At 67.2% G+C, this 16,617-nt stretch carries 15 protein-coding genes; 7 read left to right on the forward strand and 8 right to left on the reverse strand.

Features of this window, described 5'->3' with window-relative positions:
- The first annotated feature begins 60 nt into the window (after positions 1 to 60).
- Positions 61 to 1,416: an ABC transporter substrate-binding protein gene (locus tag ASPU41_RS11090; RefSeq protein ID WP_069950966.1), complete on the forward strand. Its 1,356-nt coding sequence runs from the start codon at positions 61 to 63 to the stop codon at positions 1,414 to 1,416.
- A 332-nt stretch (positions 1,417 to 1,748) separates the two neighbouring features.
- Here ASPU41_RS11090 and ASPU41_RS11095 read toward each other — a convergent pair whose 3' ends face one another.
- The 4 genes from ASPU41_RS11095 to ASPU41_RS11110 are packed head-to-tail and all read right to left on the reverse strand — an operon-like array spanning position 1,749 to position 5,871.
- A complete protein-coding gene (locus ASPU41_RS11095) occupies positions 1,749 to 2,522 on the reverse strand; it encodes an ABC transporter ATP-binding protein (protein ID WP_069950967.1) in 774 nt (257 codons plus the stop codon).
- Complete coding sequence (locus ASPU41_RS11100) at positions 2,519 to 3,613, reverse strand: ABC transporter ATP-binding protein (protein ID WP_069950968.1); 1,095 nt, start codon at positions 3,611 to 3,613, stop codon at positions 2,519 to 2,521. Before ASPU41_RS11100 ends, ASPU41_RS11095 begins: the two co-directional genes overlap by 4 nt.
- Positions 3,610 to 4,578 (reverse strand): branched-chain amino acid ABC transporter permease, encoded by a 969-nt coding sequence (locus ASPU41_RS11105; RefSeq protein ID WP_069950969.1) that lies wholly within the window; start codon positions 4,576 to 4,578, stop codon positions 3,610 to 3,612. Before ASPU41_RS11105 ends, ASPU41_RS11100 begins: the two co-directional genes overlap by 4 nt.
- 9 nt (positions 4,579 to 4,587) lie before the next feature.
- Positions 4,588 to 5,871 (reverse strand): branched-chain amino acid ABC transporter permease, encoded by a 1,284-nt coding sequence (locus ASPU41_RS11110; RefSeq protein WP_157356984.1) that lies wholly within the window; start codon positions 5,869 to 5,871, stop codon positions 4,588 to 4,590.
- 519 nt (positions 5,872 to 6,390) lie between these two features.
- Between ASPU41_RS11110 and ASPU41_RS11115 the strand changes: the two genes are divergently transcribed.
- The gene (locus ASPU41_RS11115) at positions 6,391 to 7,269 is read left to right on the forward strand and encodes a Bax inhibitor-1/YccA family protein (protein WP_069950971.1); all 879 of its coding nucleotides are present in this window, start codon (positions 6,391 to 6,393) and stop codon (positions 7,267 to 7,269) included.
- A gap of 107 nt (positions 7,270 to 7,376) precedes the next feature.
- On the opposite strand, the gene ASPU41_RS11120 is transcribed toward ASPU41_RS11115, so the two are convergent.
- A complete protein-coding gene (locus tag ASPU41_RS11120) occupies positions 7,377 to 8,615 on the reverse strand; it encodes an acetyl-CoA C-acetyltransferase (protein ID WP_069950972.1) in 1,239 nt (412 codons plus the stop codon).
- Positions 8,616 to 8,635: 20 nt separating this feature from the next.
- Positions 8,636 to 9,796 (reverse strand): galactokinase, encoded by a 1,161-nt coding sequence (gene galK / locus ASPU41_RS11125; RefSeq protein WP_069950973.1) that lies wholly within the window; start codon positions 9,794 to 9,796, stop codon positions 8,636 to 8,638.
- An 88-nt stretch (positions 9,797 to 9,884) separates the two neighbouring features.
- On the opposite strand from galK, the gene ASPU41_RS11130 reads away from it, so the two are divergent.
- From ASPU41_RS11130 to ASPU41_RS11145, 4 genes are read left to right on the forward strand one after another with little or no spacing between them, the layout of a single operon-like run.
- Positions 9,885 to 10,919 carry an aldose 1-epimerase family protein gene (locus tag ASPU41_RS11130; RefSeq protein ID WP_083266686.1) on the forward strand — a complete coding sequence of 345 codons (1,035 nt, stop codon included), beginning with the start codon at positions 9,885 to 9,887 and terminating at the stop codon, positions 10,917 to 10,919.
- A gap of 47 nt (positions 10,920 to 10,966) precedes the next feature.
- Positions 10,967 to 12,298, forward strand: coding sequence for an AI-2E family transporter (locus ASPU41_RS11135; protein ID WP_069950974.1), 1,332 nt, complete (start codon positions 10,967 to 10,969; stop codon positions 12,296 to 12,298).
- 45 nt (positions 12,299 to 12,343) lie between these two features.
- Positions 12,344 to 13,582, forward strand: a complete 1,239-nt coding sequence (ilvA, locus tag ASPU41_RS11140; protein ID WP_069950975.1) for a threonine ammonia-lyase — start codon at positions 12,344 to 12,346, stop codon at positions 13,580 to 13,582.
- Between the two features lie 5 nt (positions 13,583 to 13,587).
- The gene (locus ASPU41_RS11145; RefSeq protein WP_069950976.1) at positions 13,588 to 14,214 is read left to right on the forward strand and encodes a rhomboid family intramembrane serine protease; all 627 of its coding nucleotides are present in this window, start codon (positions 13,588 to 13,590) and stop codon (positions 14,212 to 14,214) included.
- A 158-nt stretch (positions 14,215 to 14,372) separates the two neighbouring features.
- On the opposite strand, the gene greA is transcribed toward ASPU41_RS11145, so the two are convergent.
- Both greA and ASPU41_RS11155 read right to left on the reverse strand, forming a co-directional pair.
- A complete protein-coding gene (greA, locus tag ASPU41_RS11150; protein ID WP_069950977.1) occupies positions 14,373 to 14,867 on the reverse strand; it encodes a transcription elongation factor GreA in 495 nt (164 codons plus the stop codon).
- Between the two features lie 208 nt (positions 14,868 to 15,075).
- A complete protein-coding gene (locus tag ASPU41_RS11155; protein WP_069950978.1) occupies positions 15,076 to 15,534 on the reverse strand; it encodes a DUF4307 domain-containing protein in 459 nt (152 codons plus the stop codon).
- Between the two features lie 120 nt (positions 15,535 to 15,654).
- Here ASPU41_RS11155 and mca point away from each other — a divergent pair, with 120 nt between their 5' ends.
- Positions 15,655 to 16,560, forward strand: coding sequence for a mycothiol conjugate amidase Mca (gene mca, locus ASPU41_RS11160; protein WP_069950979.1), 906 nt, complete (start codon positions 15,655 to 15,657; stop codon positions 16,558 to 16,560).
- Positions 16,561 to 16,617: the final 57 nt, after the last annotated feature.

Genomic DNA, 16,617 nt, shown 5'->3' on the forward strand with positions numbered 1-16,617 from the left:
GGAACACCTGATCTTTCGCATCAAAGGCCGTTCGCACCTTTAGATCGAGGAGCTTTGTAAATGACTTCACTCCCCCAGGTGGCACCCCGCGTCGCTAAGCTAACCGCGCTTAGCATCGGCGTCGCCCTTCTGGCTACGGCTTGTGGTGGCGCGTCCACCCCGACGTCGACGTCCGGATCCGCCACGGCCAACGCCGCCGGCATCGCGTGCCCGGCGCCGAGCGCCGGAGCAGGCGCCGGCACATCGGCCGCGACGAACACCGGCCCGATCCCGGCGTCCGCCACAACCACTGACACCGCGCTGAAGATCGGCTCGCTGCTGCCGACCACCGGCTCGCTGGCCTTCCTCGGCCCGCCCGAAATCGCGGGTGTCAACCTTGGCATCAAGGAAATCAACGACGCCGGCGGCGTGCTGGGCAAGCCGGTGGAGGTCATCCACCGCGACTCCGGCGACACCAAGACCGACATTGCCACGCAGTCCACCACGGCACTGCTGGGCCAGGGCGTCAGCGCCATCATCGGTGCCGCATCCTCCGGCGTTTCCAAGACCGTGATCAACCAGATCACCGGCGCCGGGGTCATCCAGTTCTCCCCGGCCAACACCTCGCCGGACTTCACCGACTGGGACGACAAGGGCCTCTACTGGCGCACCGCCCCCTCGGATGTGCTGCAGGGCAAGGTCCTCGGCAACTACATGGCCACCTGTGGCGCCCAGACCGTCGGCATGATCGTGCTTAACGACGCGTACGGAACCGGCCTTGCGAAGAACGTGAAGGCTGCGTTTGAGGCAGCAGGCGGACAGATCGTTGCGGAGGAACTCTTCAACGAAGGCGATTCCCAGTTCAGCAGCCAGGTTGACAAGGTCATCGCCGCGAAGCCGGATGCCATCGCCCTGATCACCTTCGACCAGGCCAAGAGCATCGTTCCGCTGATGACGGGCAAGGGTGTCAAGGCCACCCAGATGTTCCTTGTCGACGGCAACATGTCCGACTACAGCAAGGACTTCCAGGCCGGCACCCTGAAGGGCGCCCAGGGCACCATCCCGGGCACCTTCGCCAAGGATGACTTCAAGAAGAAGCTCCTGGCCATCGATCCCGCGCTGAAGGATTTCAGCTACGCGGGTGAGTCCTACGACGCCGTGAACCTGATCGCCCTGGCATCCGAAGCCGCCAAGAGCACCAAGGGCGTCGACGTCGCCGCGCAGCTCAAGGCGGTCTCCGAATCCGGCGAAAAGTGCAGCGACTTCCCCTCCTGCGTCACCCTGCTCCGCAACGGCAAGGACATCGACTACGACGGCCAGTCCGGCCCCGTAACGTTCTCCGAAGCCGGCGATCCGACCGAAGCCTACGTTGGCATCTACGAGTTCCAGGATGACAACACCTACAAGGCATCCAAGGAAGAGTTCGGCAAGCTCTAAGCCCGCCGCTCCCCAGCCACAGAAGACCCCCGTCCACGTTGGGCGGGGGTCTTCTGCGTCCCGGGGGAGTGCGGCGGGGCGCGAGGCGGCCGCCGCGTCACGCAGGGCAGGTTTTCGGCCGCCAGCGAAGCGTCCGACGCCGGGAATCCGGCGATGGATCCCGGCGGCGTGGCCAAAAGTCTGCACCGCGTGACGCCGCCGGTGTATGGCCGGGGCGCTGGGCGGTAGCCAGACGCCGTCAGGAACGCGCGGGGCACGCAGAAGGGCCGTCATCACCGCTGGAACCCAAGCGGTGGTGACGGCCCTTCGGTGGCTGCGGAGCAGCCGGTGAACTACTCGACGGTGTCGGCGAGGGTGCCCAGATACAGCTGGATGACCTTGGGGTCCTTCATGAGCTCCCGGCCGGTGCCGGTGTACGCGTCCTTGCCCTGGTCCAGGACGTAGCCGCGGTCACAGATCTGCAGGCAGCGCCGGGCATTCTGTTCCACCATGATGACCGAGACGCCGGCCCGGTTGATCTCGTGAACCCGCAGGAAGGTCTCATCCTGTTTGACAGGGGAGAGGCCCGCGGAGGGCTCGTCGAGCAGCAGCACGGCCGGGTCCATCATGAGGGCCCGTCCCATCGCCACCATCTGGCGTTCGCCGCCGGAGAGCGATCCCGCCCGCTGGGCGCGCCGCTTGCCGAGTTCCGGGAACAGACCCGTGACGAAGTCGAAGCGCTCGGCGAAGTCCTTCGGGCGCTGGAACATGCCCATCTGGAGGTTCTCCTCGATGGTCAGCGCCGCGAACACGTTGTTGTTCTGCGGGACGAAGCCCACACCCTTGCTGACCAGTTTGTTGGCCTTGAGCCCGGTGATGTCCTGGCCGCGGACCACCACGGAGCCCGAGTGGACCTTGACCAAGCCGAACATCGCCTTCAGCAGCGTGGACTTGCCGGCGCCGTTCGGGCCGATGATGCCGATGAGTTCACCCTTGCGGGCCTCGATGCTGCAGCCGTTGAGGATGTTGACGCCCGGGATGTAGCCGGCCACCAGGTCGGTGACCTTGACGACCGAATCCGGGTCGTGGACGGGCTTTGCGGCTGCTGCCGCGCTGGTGGCGCTCATTCTGTGTCCTTCTCTGTGCTGTGCGGCTGCTCGCCTCGGGTCGGCTCCTCGGCGCTGCGCCGGCCGCGCGCCGGACCGCTGCTGTCCGGACCCGCCGGCTCCTCCGCCTTCGCCGCGACGACGTCGAGCGAGATGATGCCGGCGTTTTCGGTGCCGACAATCGATTCCTCATCGGCGACCAGTTCGGCGGCGAGCTCCTTGATGCCTTCCGAGTCACCCAGGTCCACGTCGTGGTGGGCGCCCAGGTAGGCGTCGATCACGGCGGGGTTCTTCATGACCTCGGCAGGCGGGCCTTCGGCCACGATTTTGCCCTCGGCCATGACCACGACCCAGTCGGCGATGTGCCGGACCATGTGCATGTCGTGTTCGACGAACAGCACGGTCATGCCCTCGGCCTTGAGGTTCTTGATGTGGTCCAGGAGGGACTGCGTCAGAGCCGGGTTCACCCCCGCCATCGGCTCGTCGAGCATGACCAGCTTGGGCCGGACCATGAGGGAGCGTGCCATCTCCAGCAGCTTGCGCTGGCCGCCGGAGAGCGAGGCTGCGTAGTCATCCTTCTTGGCGTCCAGTTTGAACTTCTGGAGCAGCACGTTCGCTTCCTCGGTGATCTTCTTTTCCTGGCCGCCCCAGATGCCCTTGAAGAGCGCCTTGGACAGCCGTTCGCCGGCCTGCTGGGAGGCGCCGAGGCGCATGTTCTCCATCACGGTGAGCTTGCCCATGACCTTGGTCAGCTGGAAGGTGCGGACCATGCCCATCCGGGCGACCTTGTACGAGGAGACCCCGGCCAGGCTGTTGCCCTCGAACTGCCATTTGCCCGAGTTCGGGGTATCAAAGCCCGTGAGCAGGTTGAACAGGGTGGTTTTGCCGGCACCGTTCGGGCCGATCAGCGCCGTGATCTTGTGCCGCGGGATTTCGAGGTACTCGACGTCGACGGCGTTGATGCCGCCGAAGCTGCGGGTGACGTTTTCCGCCACCACGATCGGATCGCGCTTCTTGCAGCCGGGAACGGCCTCGCCGACGGCGATCGGACGCGTGTCCGTCATGTAGTCAATTGTTTCCGCTGTGCGCGGTTCGTTGCTCTGCGTGCTCATGCGAACGCCAGCTCCTTCTTGTTGCCGAAGACTCCCTGGGGCCTGAAGATCATCAGGAGCATCAGTGCGATGCCCACCAGGATGTAGCGCAGCTGACCGGCCTGGACCGTGTTCAGCCAGGTGACGGCGCCGGATTCAATGAGTCCGTACAGGATTCCCTGGGTAAGGGACAGCACAACCCAGAAGATCATGGCGCCGACGACGGGCCCCAGCACCGTGCCGAGGCCGCCGAGCAGCAGGCAGGTGTAGAGGAAGAACGTCAGTTCCGTGCCGTAGTTGGCGGGCTGGACGGCGCCGCGCGGGAGGGTGAAAACCATGCCCGCCAGGGCCCCGAGCACACCGCCGATGATCAGCGCCTGCATCTTGTAGGCGTACACGTTCTTGCCCAGCGAGCGGACGGCGTTCTCGTCCTCCCGGATGCCCTTCAGGACGCGGCCCCACGGGCTCCGCATCAGCAGCCACACCAGGAGGCAGCAGACAGCAACCAGGCTCCAGCCGACCACACGGATGAAGAAGTCGCGGTTGTTCATGCCCAGATAGGAGCCCTCGGGGAACGGGTTCATCGCATAGAACCCGCCTTCGAAAGCGGCCAGGCCGTTGGCGGAACCGGTGACCGCGGTCAGCTGGTTCGTCGTGACGATGTAGCGGACGATTTCGGCCGCCGCAATGGTCACGATGGCCAGGTAGTCGGCCCGCAGCCGGAGGGTTGGAATGCCGAGCAGCAGGGCGAAGATGGACGAGGCGACCACGGCGATGAGGAGGCCGACAAAGAACGGCACGCCGAAGGTCAGGGTGGAGATGGCGAAGCCGTAGGCCCCCACCGCCATAAAGCCGGCCTGGCCGAAGTTGAGCAGGCCCGAATAGCCGAAGTGAACCGCAAGGCCGAGCGCGGCGAGGGCGTACGCCGCCGTCGTCGGGCTGAACAGTTCGCCGGCAGCGCTGGAAAATATAAATCCGAAGTCCATGGCTGTCTCCTAACCCACGCGCTCGCGACGGCCCAGGATTCCCTGGGGCCGGATCAGAAGGACAATAATCATGATGAACAGTGCTCCCACGTACTTAAGGTCGGCGGCGAGGCCGAACACGGTGGTCAGCTCCACGAAGATGCCGACGATGATGGATCCGATCAAGGCACCCCAGACCGTGCCGAGGCCACCCAGGGTGACGCCCGCGAAGATGAGCAGCAGGATCTGCGAACCCATGTCGAACGTGACGCCGGGCCGGTAGTACGCCCAGAGGATGCCGCCGAGGGAAGCGAGCATACCGCCGGTCACCCAGACAATCCGGATGACGGAGTCGACGTCGATGCCGGAGGCCGCGGCGAGTGCCGGGTTGTCGGCGACCGCGCGGGTGGCTTTGCCGAGCCGGGTCTTGAGCAGGACAACACCAAGGACGGCGATGACGACGGCGCTGATCACGAGCGACCACAGGTTGTTCGGCGAGATCGAGACCGGGCCAAGCTGGATTTCGGCGCTTTGCGCGTAGGGCAGCTGCTGGGTGGCGCCGCCGAAGAAGAACTGGATGATGTAGCGGACGGCGAGTGCGAGGCCGATGCTGACGATCATCATGGGAACCAGGCCGGTGCCGCGGCGCCGCAGCGGCTTCCACAGGCCGGCGTCCTGGACATAGCCGAATAATCCGCCGCCGAGCAGGGCGAGCAGGATGGCCAGCCAGAACGGGAGGTTCATGGCGTTGAAGGCGAAGACCAGGACGGCTCCGAGGGTCACCATCTCGCCGTGGGCGAAGTTGGTCAGGCCGGTGGTCCCGAAGATCAGCGACAGGCCGACGGAGGCGAGGGCGAGCAGGAGGCCGAAGCTCAGGCCTGCCACGAGCCGGTTGATCAGGTTCTGGCCGAAGTCCTGCTGCTGGATAACGATGCCTTCACCGAAGGCGAAAATCACCGAGAGGTTGGAGGTCTGGCTGAAGGTGACTTTCCGGGGGTTTTCCTGGCCCTCGGCGAGTTTGATGCCCTCCGGAAGGGTGGATTCATCCAGTTCGACCTCGTAGGTCCCCTGGGTGGGCACCCCGATGGTCCAGGAGCCGTTGGCTCCGGATTTGGCCGTTCCGGTGAATTCGCCGCTCTTGGCTGTGATGGTTACGTCAGGGATCGGCGTGCGGTCGTCGCCGCGAAGGAAGCCGCTGATGTTGTTCTGGAACGTGGTTGCCGACGGGGATGGTGTCGGCGAGGGGCTCGTGGCCTGCGATGCCGGTGCGACGATCAGCAGGAGCGCGGCCACGGCGGCAAAAATGGCCCCCACAGCTTTCAGCAGTCTGCCGCGCCGTCTCTGCGACAGGCCTCTCGGTGTGCTTCTCAAAATGAAAACCTCCACATGGGGGTGGTGTGTGGGTTGCGCCCTTGCAACCACTGCGAACGGTCAGGGTGACGGGTCGTGCCTCGTGCGATGCGGTGGAGCGGTAGAGCCTGTGATATCCGTCACCCTGTCCGGCCCATGTTACAGCCCGTTCGAGGCATTGAATGCCGTCGCGAGCAGGGAGAACGTCGCGATCGGGTAACAACCGTGAAGCCCGGGCGGCATGGTGGTTTACCCATGCTTAAGTAAACTTTTGTTGATTGGGGGTGTGCCTAAACATTCGGTCTGCCGCGGTGCGGAGCGGGCGCGGGAAAGCCGCGGAGAGGTCACGGTTGGGTTGCGGCAGGAGCCGTCCGGGAACTAACGGTGCCCCTGAGCTGTTGAAATTGGTAGCGTGGTGTAACAAGGTACGAACAGTTCACCACCGGATCACCACTCACCCCCTTTATTTGGAGGACACCCGCAATGGCACTTGGCGGAAACCCAGTCTTCAACGGAAAGAACTTCCGTGGAGCAACCCAGGCACCGCCTGCCCCGCAGGCTTACGGACAGGCCCCCTACGGCCAGGCCCAGACCGGCTGGAACCCGGCCCAGCAGGGTATGACCCAGGACCAGCTTCAGGACATGTACAACCGGCCCGCCGCCGGGCCGGCCGACACCGGACGCATGACGTATGACGACGTCATCATGAAGACCGCGGCCTGCCTCGGCGCCGTCGTCGCCGGTGCGGCTGTCACCCTCGTGGTGGCGTCGGGCCTGGCCTATCTGCTGATGATCGTTGGCGCCCTGGGCGGCTTCGTCCTCGCCCTCGTCAACACCTTCAAAAAGCAGCCCTCACCGCCACTGATCCTGGCCTACGCGGCCCTCGAGGGACTCTTCCTCGGCGGCCTGACCCGGATCCTCGACGGGATGTTCCCGGGTGTCGGCCTGCAGGCCGTGATCGGCACGCTCTCCGTGTTCGCCGTGACGCTCGTGCTTTTCAAGAACGGCAAGGTCCGGGCAACGCCGAAGGCCATGCGCTTCTTTATGATCGCAACCATCGGTTACGCCGTGTTCGCGCTGATCAACATGGTCATGATGTGGACCGGCGCCGTCGATTCCCCCTTCGGCCTGCGCACGAGCATTCAGATCTTCGGCATCCCGCTGGGCGTCTTCATCGGCGTGCTCGCCATCGGTCTGGCCGCCTTCGCGCTGATCATGGACTTCACCAGCATCGAAGCCGGTGTCCGCAGCGGCGCCCCGCAGCGCTTCTCCTGGACCGCCGCCTTCGGCCTCACGGTGACGCTGGTGTGGCTCTACGTCGAGATCATCCGGCTGCTGGCCATTCTCCGCGGCGAAGAGTAACCGCGGTTTAGAACTGGTAGCTGCTTACCAAGCCAGGAGGAGCCCCGTCACAAGGCGGGGCTCCTCTTTTTGCGCCCGCCGTGGTGCGGCTGCAGGCGCGGGGCAGCTCAGCTGAGCCGCTCCAGCACCACGGCCATGCCCTGCCCGCCGCCGACGCACAGCGTCGCCAGGCCGAGCGCGGCATCGCGTTCCCGCAGGCCGTTGAGCAGGGTCGTGGTCATCCGGGCGCCGGTCATGCCAAAGGGATGCCCCAGGGCGATGGCGCCGCCGTGGACGTTGAGCTTCTCGTGATCGATCCCGAGTTCCTTGGCGCTGGCGATGACCTGCACCGCGAAGGCCTCGTTGAGTTCCACGAGGTCGATGTCCTCGATCCGGAGTCCGGCCAGTTCCAGTGCCCGGCGGCTCGATTCGACCGGACCCATGCCCATCAGCTCCGGGGAGAGGGCGCTGACTCCGGTGGAGCGGATCCGCGCCAGCGGTTCCAGCCCGAGTTCGCGCGCCCGCATATCACTCATGACGACGACGGCGGCCGCTCCGTCGTTCAGCGGGCAGGCGTTGCCGGCGGTGACGGTGCCCTCGGCGCGGAAGACCGGCTGCAGGGCGCTGACCGACTCGAACGTGACGCCGGCCCGCGGGGAGTCGTCCCGGTCGATCACGGTGCCGTCCCTCCGGGTGTAGGGCGTGATCTCGCGGGCGTAGAATCCGGAGGCGAGGGCTGCCTCGGCGCGGTTCTGGCTCAGCACCGCCCAGGCGTCCTGCTCCGCCCGGCTGATGCCGAAGCTGGTCGCCACGTTTTCCGCCGTCTGGCCCATGGCAATATAGACATCCGGCATCCGGCCGCCCAACCGCGGGTCCGTCCACGGCGTGTTGGACGCGGCCCGGGCGGCCGTGCGCTGCCGGGCGGCTTCAAAGCGCGGGTTGTGGGTGCTGGCGTCGGTCTCGCCGGCGCCGGCCCAGTCCCGGTAGCGTGACACGGCCTCCACGCCTGCCGAGACAAACGTGTGGCCTTCGCCCGCCTTGATGGCGTGGAAGGCCATCCGGAGGGTCTGCAGGCTCGACGCGCAGAAACGGTTGATGGTGGCGCCCGGGACGTTGTCCAGCCCGGCCAGGATGGTGACCACCCGGGCCATATTGGAGCCGGCTTCTCCGCTGGGCTCGGCGCAGCCCAGGTAGAGGTCGTCCAGGCCGCGGCCGGAGGTGTCCGATGCGTCGAAGGACGGAATCCGGGCCAGCGCTGCGGCCACCATGGCCGCGGCGAGATCGTCGGGCCGTTCATCCTTCAGCGAGCCTTTAAAGGCGCGGCCGATCGGGCTTCTGGCAGTGGAAACTATGACGGCTTCTGACATGGGGCCAGCCTACGCTCCGCCTACGCCAGGCGCATCGCCCCTGCCGCGGGGCGTACGCGGAAGACCTCCGGCGCCGTGTATCCGGCCTCAGCGAAGGCATGCCCGACGGCGGCGCGCACCCGCTGCTCGGCCGCGACCGGGGTGAGCGCGATGGCGGAGCCGCCGAAGCCGCCCCCGGTCATCCGGGCACCGACGGCCCCCGAGGAGCGGGCCGACGCCACGGCGAGGTCCAGTTCGGGGCAGGAGATCTCGAAATCGTCCCGCATCGAGGCATGGGAAGCATCCAGCAGCGGGCCGATTGCCGCCGGCCCGCTGCTCTCCAGCAGCCCGACGGCCTGCAGGACCCGCTCATTTTCGGTCACGACGTGCCGGACGCGGCGGAACGTCACCGGGTCCAGCAGGCCGCTGGCCTCGTCCAGGTCCTCCAGCCCGACGTCGCGCAGGGCCTTCACGCCGAGGACCTCGGCGCTCAGCTCGCAGGAGGCGCGCCGGGAGGCGTAGCCGCCGCCGGCGTGGGAATGCGACACCTTCGTGTCGATCACTAGCATCACCAGCCCGGCGCCTTCGGCGTCGAACGGCACCAGCCGGATGCTCTGGTCGCGGCAGTCGAGGAAAAGCGCGTGCCCGGCCTGGCCGCGCAGGGACGCGGACTGGTCCATGATGCCGGTGGGTGCGCCGACGAAGTCATTCTCCGCGCGCTGCGTGGCCAGGACCATCTCCTGCACGCCCAGGCCCGCCCCGGTGAGCTCGTTGAACGCCGAAATGACGGCGCATTCGATCGCGTGGGAGGAGGACAGCCCGGCGCCGCGCGGCACGTCGGAGTCCAGCAGCAGGTCCAGGCCGCGCGCAGGGAGTCCGCCCTGCTGCAGCGCCCACAGGACACCCAGCGGGTACTTGGTCCACCCCTTCGCCGTGCCGCGGCCCAGGGACCGGGCATCCGCCGTCGTCAGTCCCTGGTTGCCGAAGGTGGACAGCAGCCGGATTTCGGCGTCCGGACGCAGGCGGACCGCCACGCGGGCTGTCCGGTCGATCGCAAACGGCAGCACAAAGCCTTCGTTGTAGTCGGTGTGCTCCCCAATCAGGTTGACGCGGCCGGGCGCCTGCCACACGCCCTCAGGCGCCGAGCCGAAGACGGACTCGAAGCGGGCCGACAGCTGCCGGGCATCGAGGGCGGGGGTCATGCCGGGCCGCCGGCGGTGGCCGTGCTGGGAATGCGGGTCATGGCTCCACGGTATACGCCGCGGCGTGCGGCTAGGTACGGTGGTGACCATGAACCTGCTGCCCCCCGTTTCCCCGGACTCCGACCACCCCGACAGCCCCGCCGACAGCCCCGCCGACAGCCCCGCCGGCAGCCCCGGCGGCGGCCCCGGCGGTGCCGGGCCGGACGCTTCAGCCCGGCGGTACGCCTCGGGCCGGCAGTACGAGCTGCGGCGCGGCGACGCGCTCGCCGTCGTCACCGAACTCGCCGCCGGGTTGAGGCTCTACAGCCGCGGGGGCACGCAGCTGACGGAAAGCTACGGGGACGCGGAGATTTCGCCCGGTGCCGCCGGCGTGACGCTGGCGCCGTGGGCGAACCGGGTGGAGGACGGCGTCTGGTACCTCAACGGCAGGAAACAGCAGCTGGACATCACCGAGGTGTCCCGCAACAATGCCAGCCACGGGCTGCTGCGCAACGCCTCCTATGAACTCGTCGACGAGTCGGAATTCTCGGTCACCCTGGAAGCGGCCGTGTTCCCGCAGCACGGCTACCCCTTCCTGTTGCGTCACCGCGTGCGCTACGAACTGGCCGAGGACCTGGGCCTGGTGGTCCGGCAGATGCTGATCAACGACTCCCAGGAACCTGCCCCGTTCGTCCTCGGCGCCCACCCCTACCTGCGGCTGGGGGATCTGCCCAGCGAGGACCTGACGGTCACCGTGCGCGCCGGCACCCGGCTCGTGACCGACGGGCGCCTGATCCCGCGCGGCACGGAACCGGTGGGCGGCGACTACGACCTCCGCGGCGGGCGGCTGGTGGGCGAACTGGAACTCGATTCCGCCTACACGGACCTGGAGTTCGATGCCGGCATTGCCCGCCACACGCTGAGCGCACCGGACGGCCGGACCGTGAGCCTCTGGCAGGACAGGAACTGCGGCTACGTCCACGTCTTCGTCACCAGGCAGTACCCGGGCCGGACCAAGGCGGTGGCCATCGAGCCGATGACCGGCCCGGCCAACGCCTTTAACAGCGGCGACGGCCTCCGCTGGCTGCCTCCGGGGGAGCGGTTCGCCATGACGTGGGGGATCAGCGCGTCGCTGGAGACGTGAGCGGCAGCCGGTTTCCCATCAGCGCGGCGCTGGTGAATCATGGGGCTATGACGCCAGCTGACGACTCCGCCCCGCGAGACCACCCCGACGCCGCGCGCGCCCCGGTCAGCGCCGGCGCCTCCGCACCCGTGCGAATGGTCACGGAACGCGAAATCGACCAGGACATTCCCTACGGCGTGCGGATCGCCGCGTCCTGGTCCTGGCGCCTCGGACTCATCATTCTGATGGCGGGTGCTCTCGTGTGGCTGCTCAGCAGGGTCAGCTTCCTGCTGATTCCCGTACTGGTTGCCGCGCTGCTGGCCGGGCTGCTGGCGCCGGTCAAGAACTGGCTCGGAAGAAGCGGCGTCCCCACCGGGCTCGCCGTTGCCATGACCGTCCTGGGCTTCATCGGCGCGATTGGCGCGGCCCTGGCCCTCGTGGGCCGGCAGCTCGTGGCCGGCTTCGCCGAGCTGTGGAGCGAGGCGCTGGCCGGAATCCAGAAAATCCAGGCCTGGCTCGCGGAAGGCCCCCTGCACCTCACCGCGGCCCAGATCGACCAGTACCTCAAGGAGGGCACCGAGGCGCTGCAGAACAACAGCAGCAGCATTCTCAGCGGTGCACTCTCGTTCGGCAGCACCGCCGGGCATTTCGCCGCCGGCATGATCCTGGCGCTGTTCATCCTCATTTTCTTCCTGCTCGAAGGAGGACGCATCTGGTCCTTCCTCGTGCGGCTGCTGCCCCGGAAGGCCCGCGCCGCGGCGCACGGAGCCGGCAGCAAGGGCTGGGAGTCGATGGTGAGCTACGCACGGGTCCAGATGTTCGTCGCCTTCGTGGACGCGGTCGGCATCGGGGCGGGGGCGGCGATCCTCGGCGTTCCCTTGGCGCTTCCGCTGGGGGTGCTGGTGTTCCTCGGCTCCTTCATCCCGATCGTCGGCGCCCTGGTGACCGGCGCCGTCGCCGTGCTGCTGGCCCTGGTCGCCAACGGCTGGGTAAACGCGCTGATCATGCTCGGTGTCGTCCTGCTGGTCCAGCAACTGGAGAGCCACATCCTCCAGCCGCTGATCATGGGCAAGGCCGTCAAGCTGCACCCGGTCGCCGTCATCCTGGCCGTCGCCGCCGGTTCCTACCTCGCAGGGATTCCGGGAGCCCTGTTTTCCGTCCCCATCCTCGCCGTAGCAAACTCGTCGATTCGCTACATTGCCGGCAGAACGTGGGAACATGAAAGTGCGCCGGCCTTCGCGGGACAGCAGGGCATCCCTGCCCCTGCGTCCGGCGCCGGCACAACTGTGAGGGACGCCCGGCTGCCGGGCGCCGCCTCCGGCCGCGGTGCTGATGACACACCCGACGATGGCTCCCCTGGCCGTGACGCCGGGCGGGGCACCGACGCCGGAACACCCTGAGCCGAAGACTGAGCCGAAGACATTTCCGAAAAAGGAGACTAGTTCGTGAACACCCTTGAGAGCCTGCCCGTCACGCTGGACGATGTCCTGGAGGCGCAGAAGCTGCTCGACGGGATTATTACGCGGACGCCGGTTGAATCCTCCCGTGCCCTCGGCAGCATGGTCGGCGGCGAGGTCTTCCTCAAGTGCGAGAACCTGCAGCGGGCCGGGTCCTTCAAGGTCCGCGGCGCCTATGTGCGGATGGCCAAGCTCTCCCCGGAGGAAAAGAAGCGCGGCGTCGTCGCGGCCTCAGCCGGCAACCATGCCCAGGGTGTGGCCGTCGCTGCCAAGAGCCTGGGCATCAAGGCCCGGATCTACATGCCGCTGGGCGTCGCACTGCCCAAACTCGCCGCCACCCGCAGCCACGGTGCCGAGGTGGTCCTGCACGGCCACAACGTCGACGAGGCCCTCGCGGAAGCGAAACGCTACGCCGACGAGTCCGGCGCCGTCTTCGTCCACCCCTTCGACGACGTCGACATCGTCGCCGGCCAGGGAACCGTCGGACTCGAGATCCTGGAACAGATCCCCAACGTCGACACCATCCTGATGGGCGTCGGCGGCGGCGGGCTCCTCGCCGGCGTCGCCGTGGCCGTGAAGGCCAGGGCCAAGGAACTGGGCCGGGAAATCCGGATCATCGGCGTCCAGGCCGAAAACGCGGCCGCCTACCCGCCCTCGCTGGCCGCGGACGCCCTCGTACCGCTCAAGCGGGTCTCCACCATGGCCGACGGCATCGCCGTCGGCCGGCCCGGGCAGCTGCCGTTCAGCATCATCCGGGAACTCGTCGACGACGTCGTCACTGTCAGCGAGGATGCCCTGGCCCGGGCGCTCATTTTCCTGCTGGAACGCGCCAAGATGGTCGTCGAGCCCGCCGGAGCGGTGGGCGTCGCGGCGCTGATGGAAGGCAAGATCGAGAACCCCGGCACCGTGGCCGTGGTGCTGTCCGGCGGCAACATCGACCCGATGCTGATGCTCAAGGTCATCCAGCGCGGCCTCTCCGCCGCAGGCCGGTACATGACCGTGCGGATGATGCTGGACGACCGGCCCGGCTCGCTCGCCACGATCGCCCGGATCATCGCCGAGAACGACGCCAACGTGACCGGCCTGGACCACACCCGGGTGGGCGGCTCGATCAGCATGGGCGATGTGTCCATCACGGTGAACCTGGAGACGAAGGGCCACGAACACTGCGAGCAGGTCCTCGCCGCGCTCCGGGCCGAGGGCTTCCAGCCGATCGTGGTGCACTAGGGACCATGGCGCCGGACTCCACCCGGAAGGGCTGGTCCCGCAGCGGCAGCACCGCAGCGGGACGCGCCCGCACCGGACTGCTGGTGGTGGGATTGTTCGTGCTGGTGCTCTACGTCATCGAGATCATCAACACCCTGATGCTCCGTTCGCTCAACGGCATGTTCGGCCTGCGCCCGCGCAGCCTCGACGGGGTCCTCGACATCCTGACGTTCCCGCTGCTGCACGCCAACCTGGCGCACCTGTTTTCCAACACGCTTCCGTTGATCATCTTCGGTTTCCTGGTGCTGCTGTCCGGGCTGCGGGTGTTCTTTACGACCCTGGCCCTGAGCTGGCTGGCTTCGGGGGTGGCGGTGTGGCTGATTGGCGGCTTCAACATCACAATCGGCGCGTCCGGCCTGGTTTTTGGGCTCTTCGCGTTCCTGCTGGTGCGGGGGTTCTTCAACCGCAACTGGTGGCAGATCCTGCTCTCCGTGGTGCTGTTCCTGACCTACGGCGGGATCCTGTTCGGAATTCTGCCCACGGTGGCGAGTTTCGTGTCCTGGCAGGCGCACCTCGGCGGTGCCGGCGGCGGGGTGCTGGCCGCCCTGCTCCTGAGCGTCCCGCGGCCCGGAACACTGCGCGTCCGGCCGTAACAACCCCGGCAGCAATAACAACCTGCAGTAACAACCCGGCAGTATCAACAGCCCGGCAGTAACACCCCGGCAAAAACGAAACGACGCCGGCCCTTCCGCGATGGGAGGGGCCGGCGCCGTTTGCTGCACTGCAGGGGTGCTGCGGTGTCGTTCTCTTCTTAGCCGACGTACGGCTTGGCGGAGATGATCTCCACCGTGATGTCCTTGCCGTTCGGGGCGGTGTAGCTGAGCTTGTCGCCCTCCTTGTGGCCGACGATGGCGGCACCGAGGGGGGACTTCTCGCTGAAGACGTCAAGATCCGAGTCGCCGGCGATTTCCCGCGAGCCAAGCAGGAAGCTTTCCTCATCGCCCGCGATCCTGGCAACAACGATCATGCCGGCCTCGACAATTCCGTCGTCGGCCGGGGATTCGCCCACGTGGGCGTCCCGGAGCAGCGCGGTCAGCTGGCGGATGCGGGCTTCGATCTTGCCCTGCTCCTCCTTGGCCGCGTGGTAGCCGCCGTTTTCCTTGAGGTCGCCTTCCTGGCGCGCAGCCTCGATCTTCTGAACGATATCCGCCCGGCCGGGGCCGGAGAGGTGGTCCAGCTCTGCCTTCAGGCGGTCAAAAGCTTCCTGGGTGAGCCAAGCTGCAGTTGCGCTGTTGGTGGTAGACACGGACTTCTCCTTTTTGGTCAAACAAGCAAAGACCCCGCCACGGTGGCCACTTATGGGACTCAGTAACCAGCTCAGCGGGGGAAAGGTATTGATTCATTGTAGTCAATCCTGTGGATATACCAAAGAACGCTGGGGCGTGCATCACACCGTGTTACCCGCCGCCGGTGTCCGTCCGGCCCGGAGAGCCGGGGGGCGCGGCACAAAGGGTCTACTTGGCGGCGTCCGGAATCCAGCAGTTGTCGACGACGCCGGACACGGCCTGGGACTCCGTGCGCACCGTCGCCCGGTGGGCAGTGGTGCGCCCGCCGTCGGAGCCGGCATCGGCGGCGTTGGGGGCGATGTCCACGACCTTCCACCCCACAACGGCGAACTTGGAATCCAGTGCCTTGACGGAGCATTTGGCGGCAGTGGCCGGTTCCTTGGTGACCTGGAAATCCACCTCAGCGAGGGTGGCGTCCGGGGTGCTGTAGCCGATGTCCTTGAAGGTGACCGTGTCGGTGGCGTTCGAGGTCGAAATCCAGGCCATAAAGGCCATCCCGGCCACGAGGGCAAGGATCAGGATGGTCCGTTTCGCCTTGCCGCTGAGTGTTCGCTTTTGGCCGCCGTAGCGATTGGCTAGGCTGGGAGATGCCGGCGCAGTCGCGGCAGGCTGATCCTGGGAAGTCACCAGTCCAGTTTAGTGTGGATCCGGCGGGTAAATGTTCGCTCCTCCGGACCAGACGCAGAAGCACGCCCGCAACCGCACACCTTCAGGTGAAACTTCAGATGAAAGAGGAGCCGTCCCACGATGACAGCGTCCACCAGCCCGTCAGCGCCGCTTCGACTGTTGGCTGTCCATGCTCATCCCGACGACGAATCCAGCAAGGGCGCCGCCACGATGGCGATGTATGCCGCGGCCGGCGTCGACGTCCTGGTGGCCACCTGCACCGACGGGTCCCGTGGTGACATCCAGAACCCGGCACTGGCGGGCGAGCCGCACCCCAAGCGGGACATGGCCGGCGCGCGCAGGCTCGAGATGGGGCACGCCGCGAAGGTGCTGGGCGTCCGCCAGCGCTGGCTCGGCTTCGTCGATTCGGGGCTGCCGGAAGGCGATCCGCTGCCACCGCTGCCGCCGGGCTCCTTCGCCACGCTTCCGCTGGAACGGGCCGCCGCCCCGCTGGTCCGGCTGGTCCGCCGGTTCAAGCCCCAGGTCATCCTGAGCTACGACGAGAACGGCGGGTACCCGCACCCGGATCACATCATGGCGCACCGCGTCGCCGTCGAGGCCTTCGAAGCTGCCGGGGACCCGGCCCGCTACCCGGGAACCGGCGAGGCCTGGGCGCCGAGCAAGCTGTACTACGACCGCGCCTTCAGCCCCGAACGGTTCCGTGCCCTGCATTTCGCGCTGGAGGAATCGGGCCTCCAGTCGCCCTACGCCGAACGGCTCGCCGCCTGGCTGGAAGCCGACGCCGAGGGCCACACCCCGCCCGCGCCGACCCACCCCACGACGACCCAGATCGAGTGCGGCGACTTCTTCGAGGCACGCGATGACGCCCTGCGTGCCCACCGCACCCAGGTGGACCCCGAGGGGTTCTTCTTCGCCGTCTCGCCGGCCATGCAGCGCCGGGTCTGGCCGTGGGAGGACTACTCGCTGATCCAGTCCCGGATCCCCGCCGACCTGCCTGAGAAGGACTTCTTCGTCGGGCTAAGATAGACCCATCAGGCCTTTTCTATGACGCGTAGAAGACGTCGTGGAAACAGTTCCGGCCCG

Source organism: Arthrobacter sp. U41, assembly GCF_001750145.1.
Taxonomy (GTDB): domain Bacteria; phylum Actinomycetota; class Actinomycetes; order Actinomycetales; family Micrococcaceae; genus Arthrobacter.

Coding starts and splice junctions, on each gene's coding strand:
- ASPU41_RS11135 (WP_069950974.1), top strand. CDS start 10,967: ATGACGCCAGCTGACGACTCCGCCCCGCGAGACCACCCCGACGCCGCG.
- ASPU41_RS11095 (WP_069950967.1), bottom strand. CDS start 2,522: ATGAGCGCCACCAGCGCGGCAGCAGCCGCAAAGCCCGTCCACGACCCG.
- ASPU41_RS11130 (WP_083266686.1), top strand. CDS start 9,885: ATGAACCTGCTGCCCCCCGTTTCCCCGGACTCCGACCACCCCGACAGC.
- ASPU41_RS11105 (WP_069950969.1), bottom strand. CDS start 4,578: ATGGACTTCGGATTTATATTTTCCAGCGCTGCCGGCGAACTGTTCAGC.
- ASPU41_RS11115 (WP_069950971.1), top strand. CDS start 6,391: ATGGCACTTGGCGGAAACCCAGTCTTCAACGGAAAGAACTTCCGTGGA.
- ASPU41_RS11145 (WP_069950976.1), top strand. CDS start 13,588: ATGGCGCCGGACTCCACCCGGAAGGGCTGGTCCCGCAGCGGCAGCACC.
- mca (WP_069950979.1), top strand. CDS start 15,655: ATGACAGCGTCCACCAGCCCGTCAGCGCCGCTTCGACTGTTGGCTGTC.
- ASPU41_RS11100 (WP_069950968.1), bottom strand. CDS start 3,613: ATGAGCACGCAGAGCAACGAACCGCGCACAGCGGAAACAATTGACTAC.
- galK (WP_069950973.1), bottom strand. CDS start 9,796: ATGACCCCCGCCCTCGATGCCCGGCAGCTGTCGGCCCGCTTCGAGTCC.
- ASPU41_RS11090 (WP_069950966.1), top strand. CDS start 61: ATGACTTCACTCCCCCAGGTGGCACCCCGCGTCGCTAAGCTAACCGCG.
- ASPU41_RS11120 (WP_069950972.1), bottom strand. CDS start 8,615: ATGTCAGAAGCCGTCATAGTTTCCACTGCCAGAAGCCCGATCGGCCGC.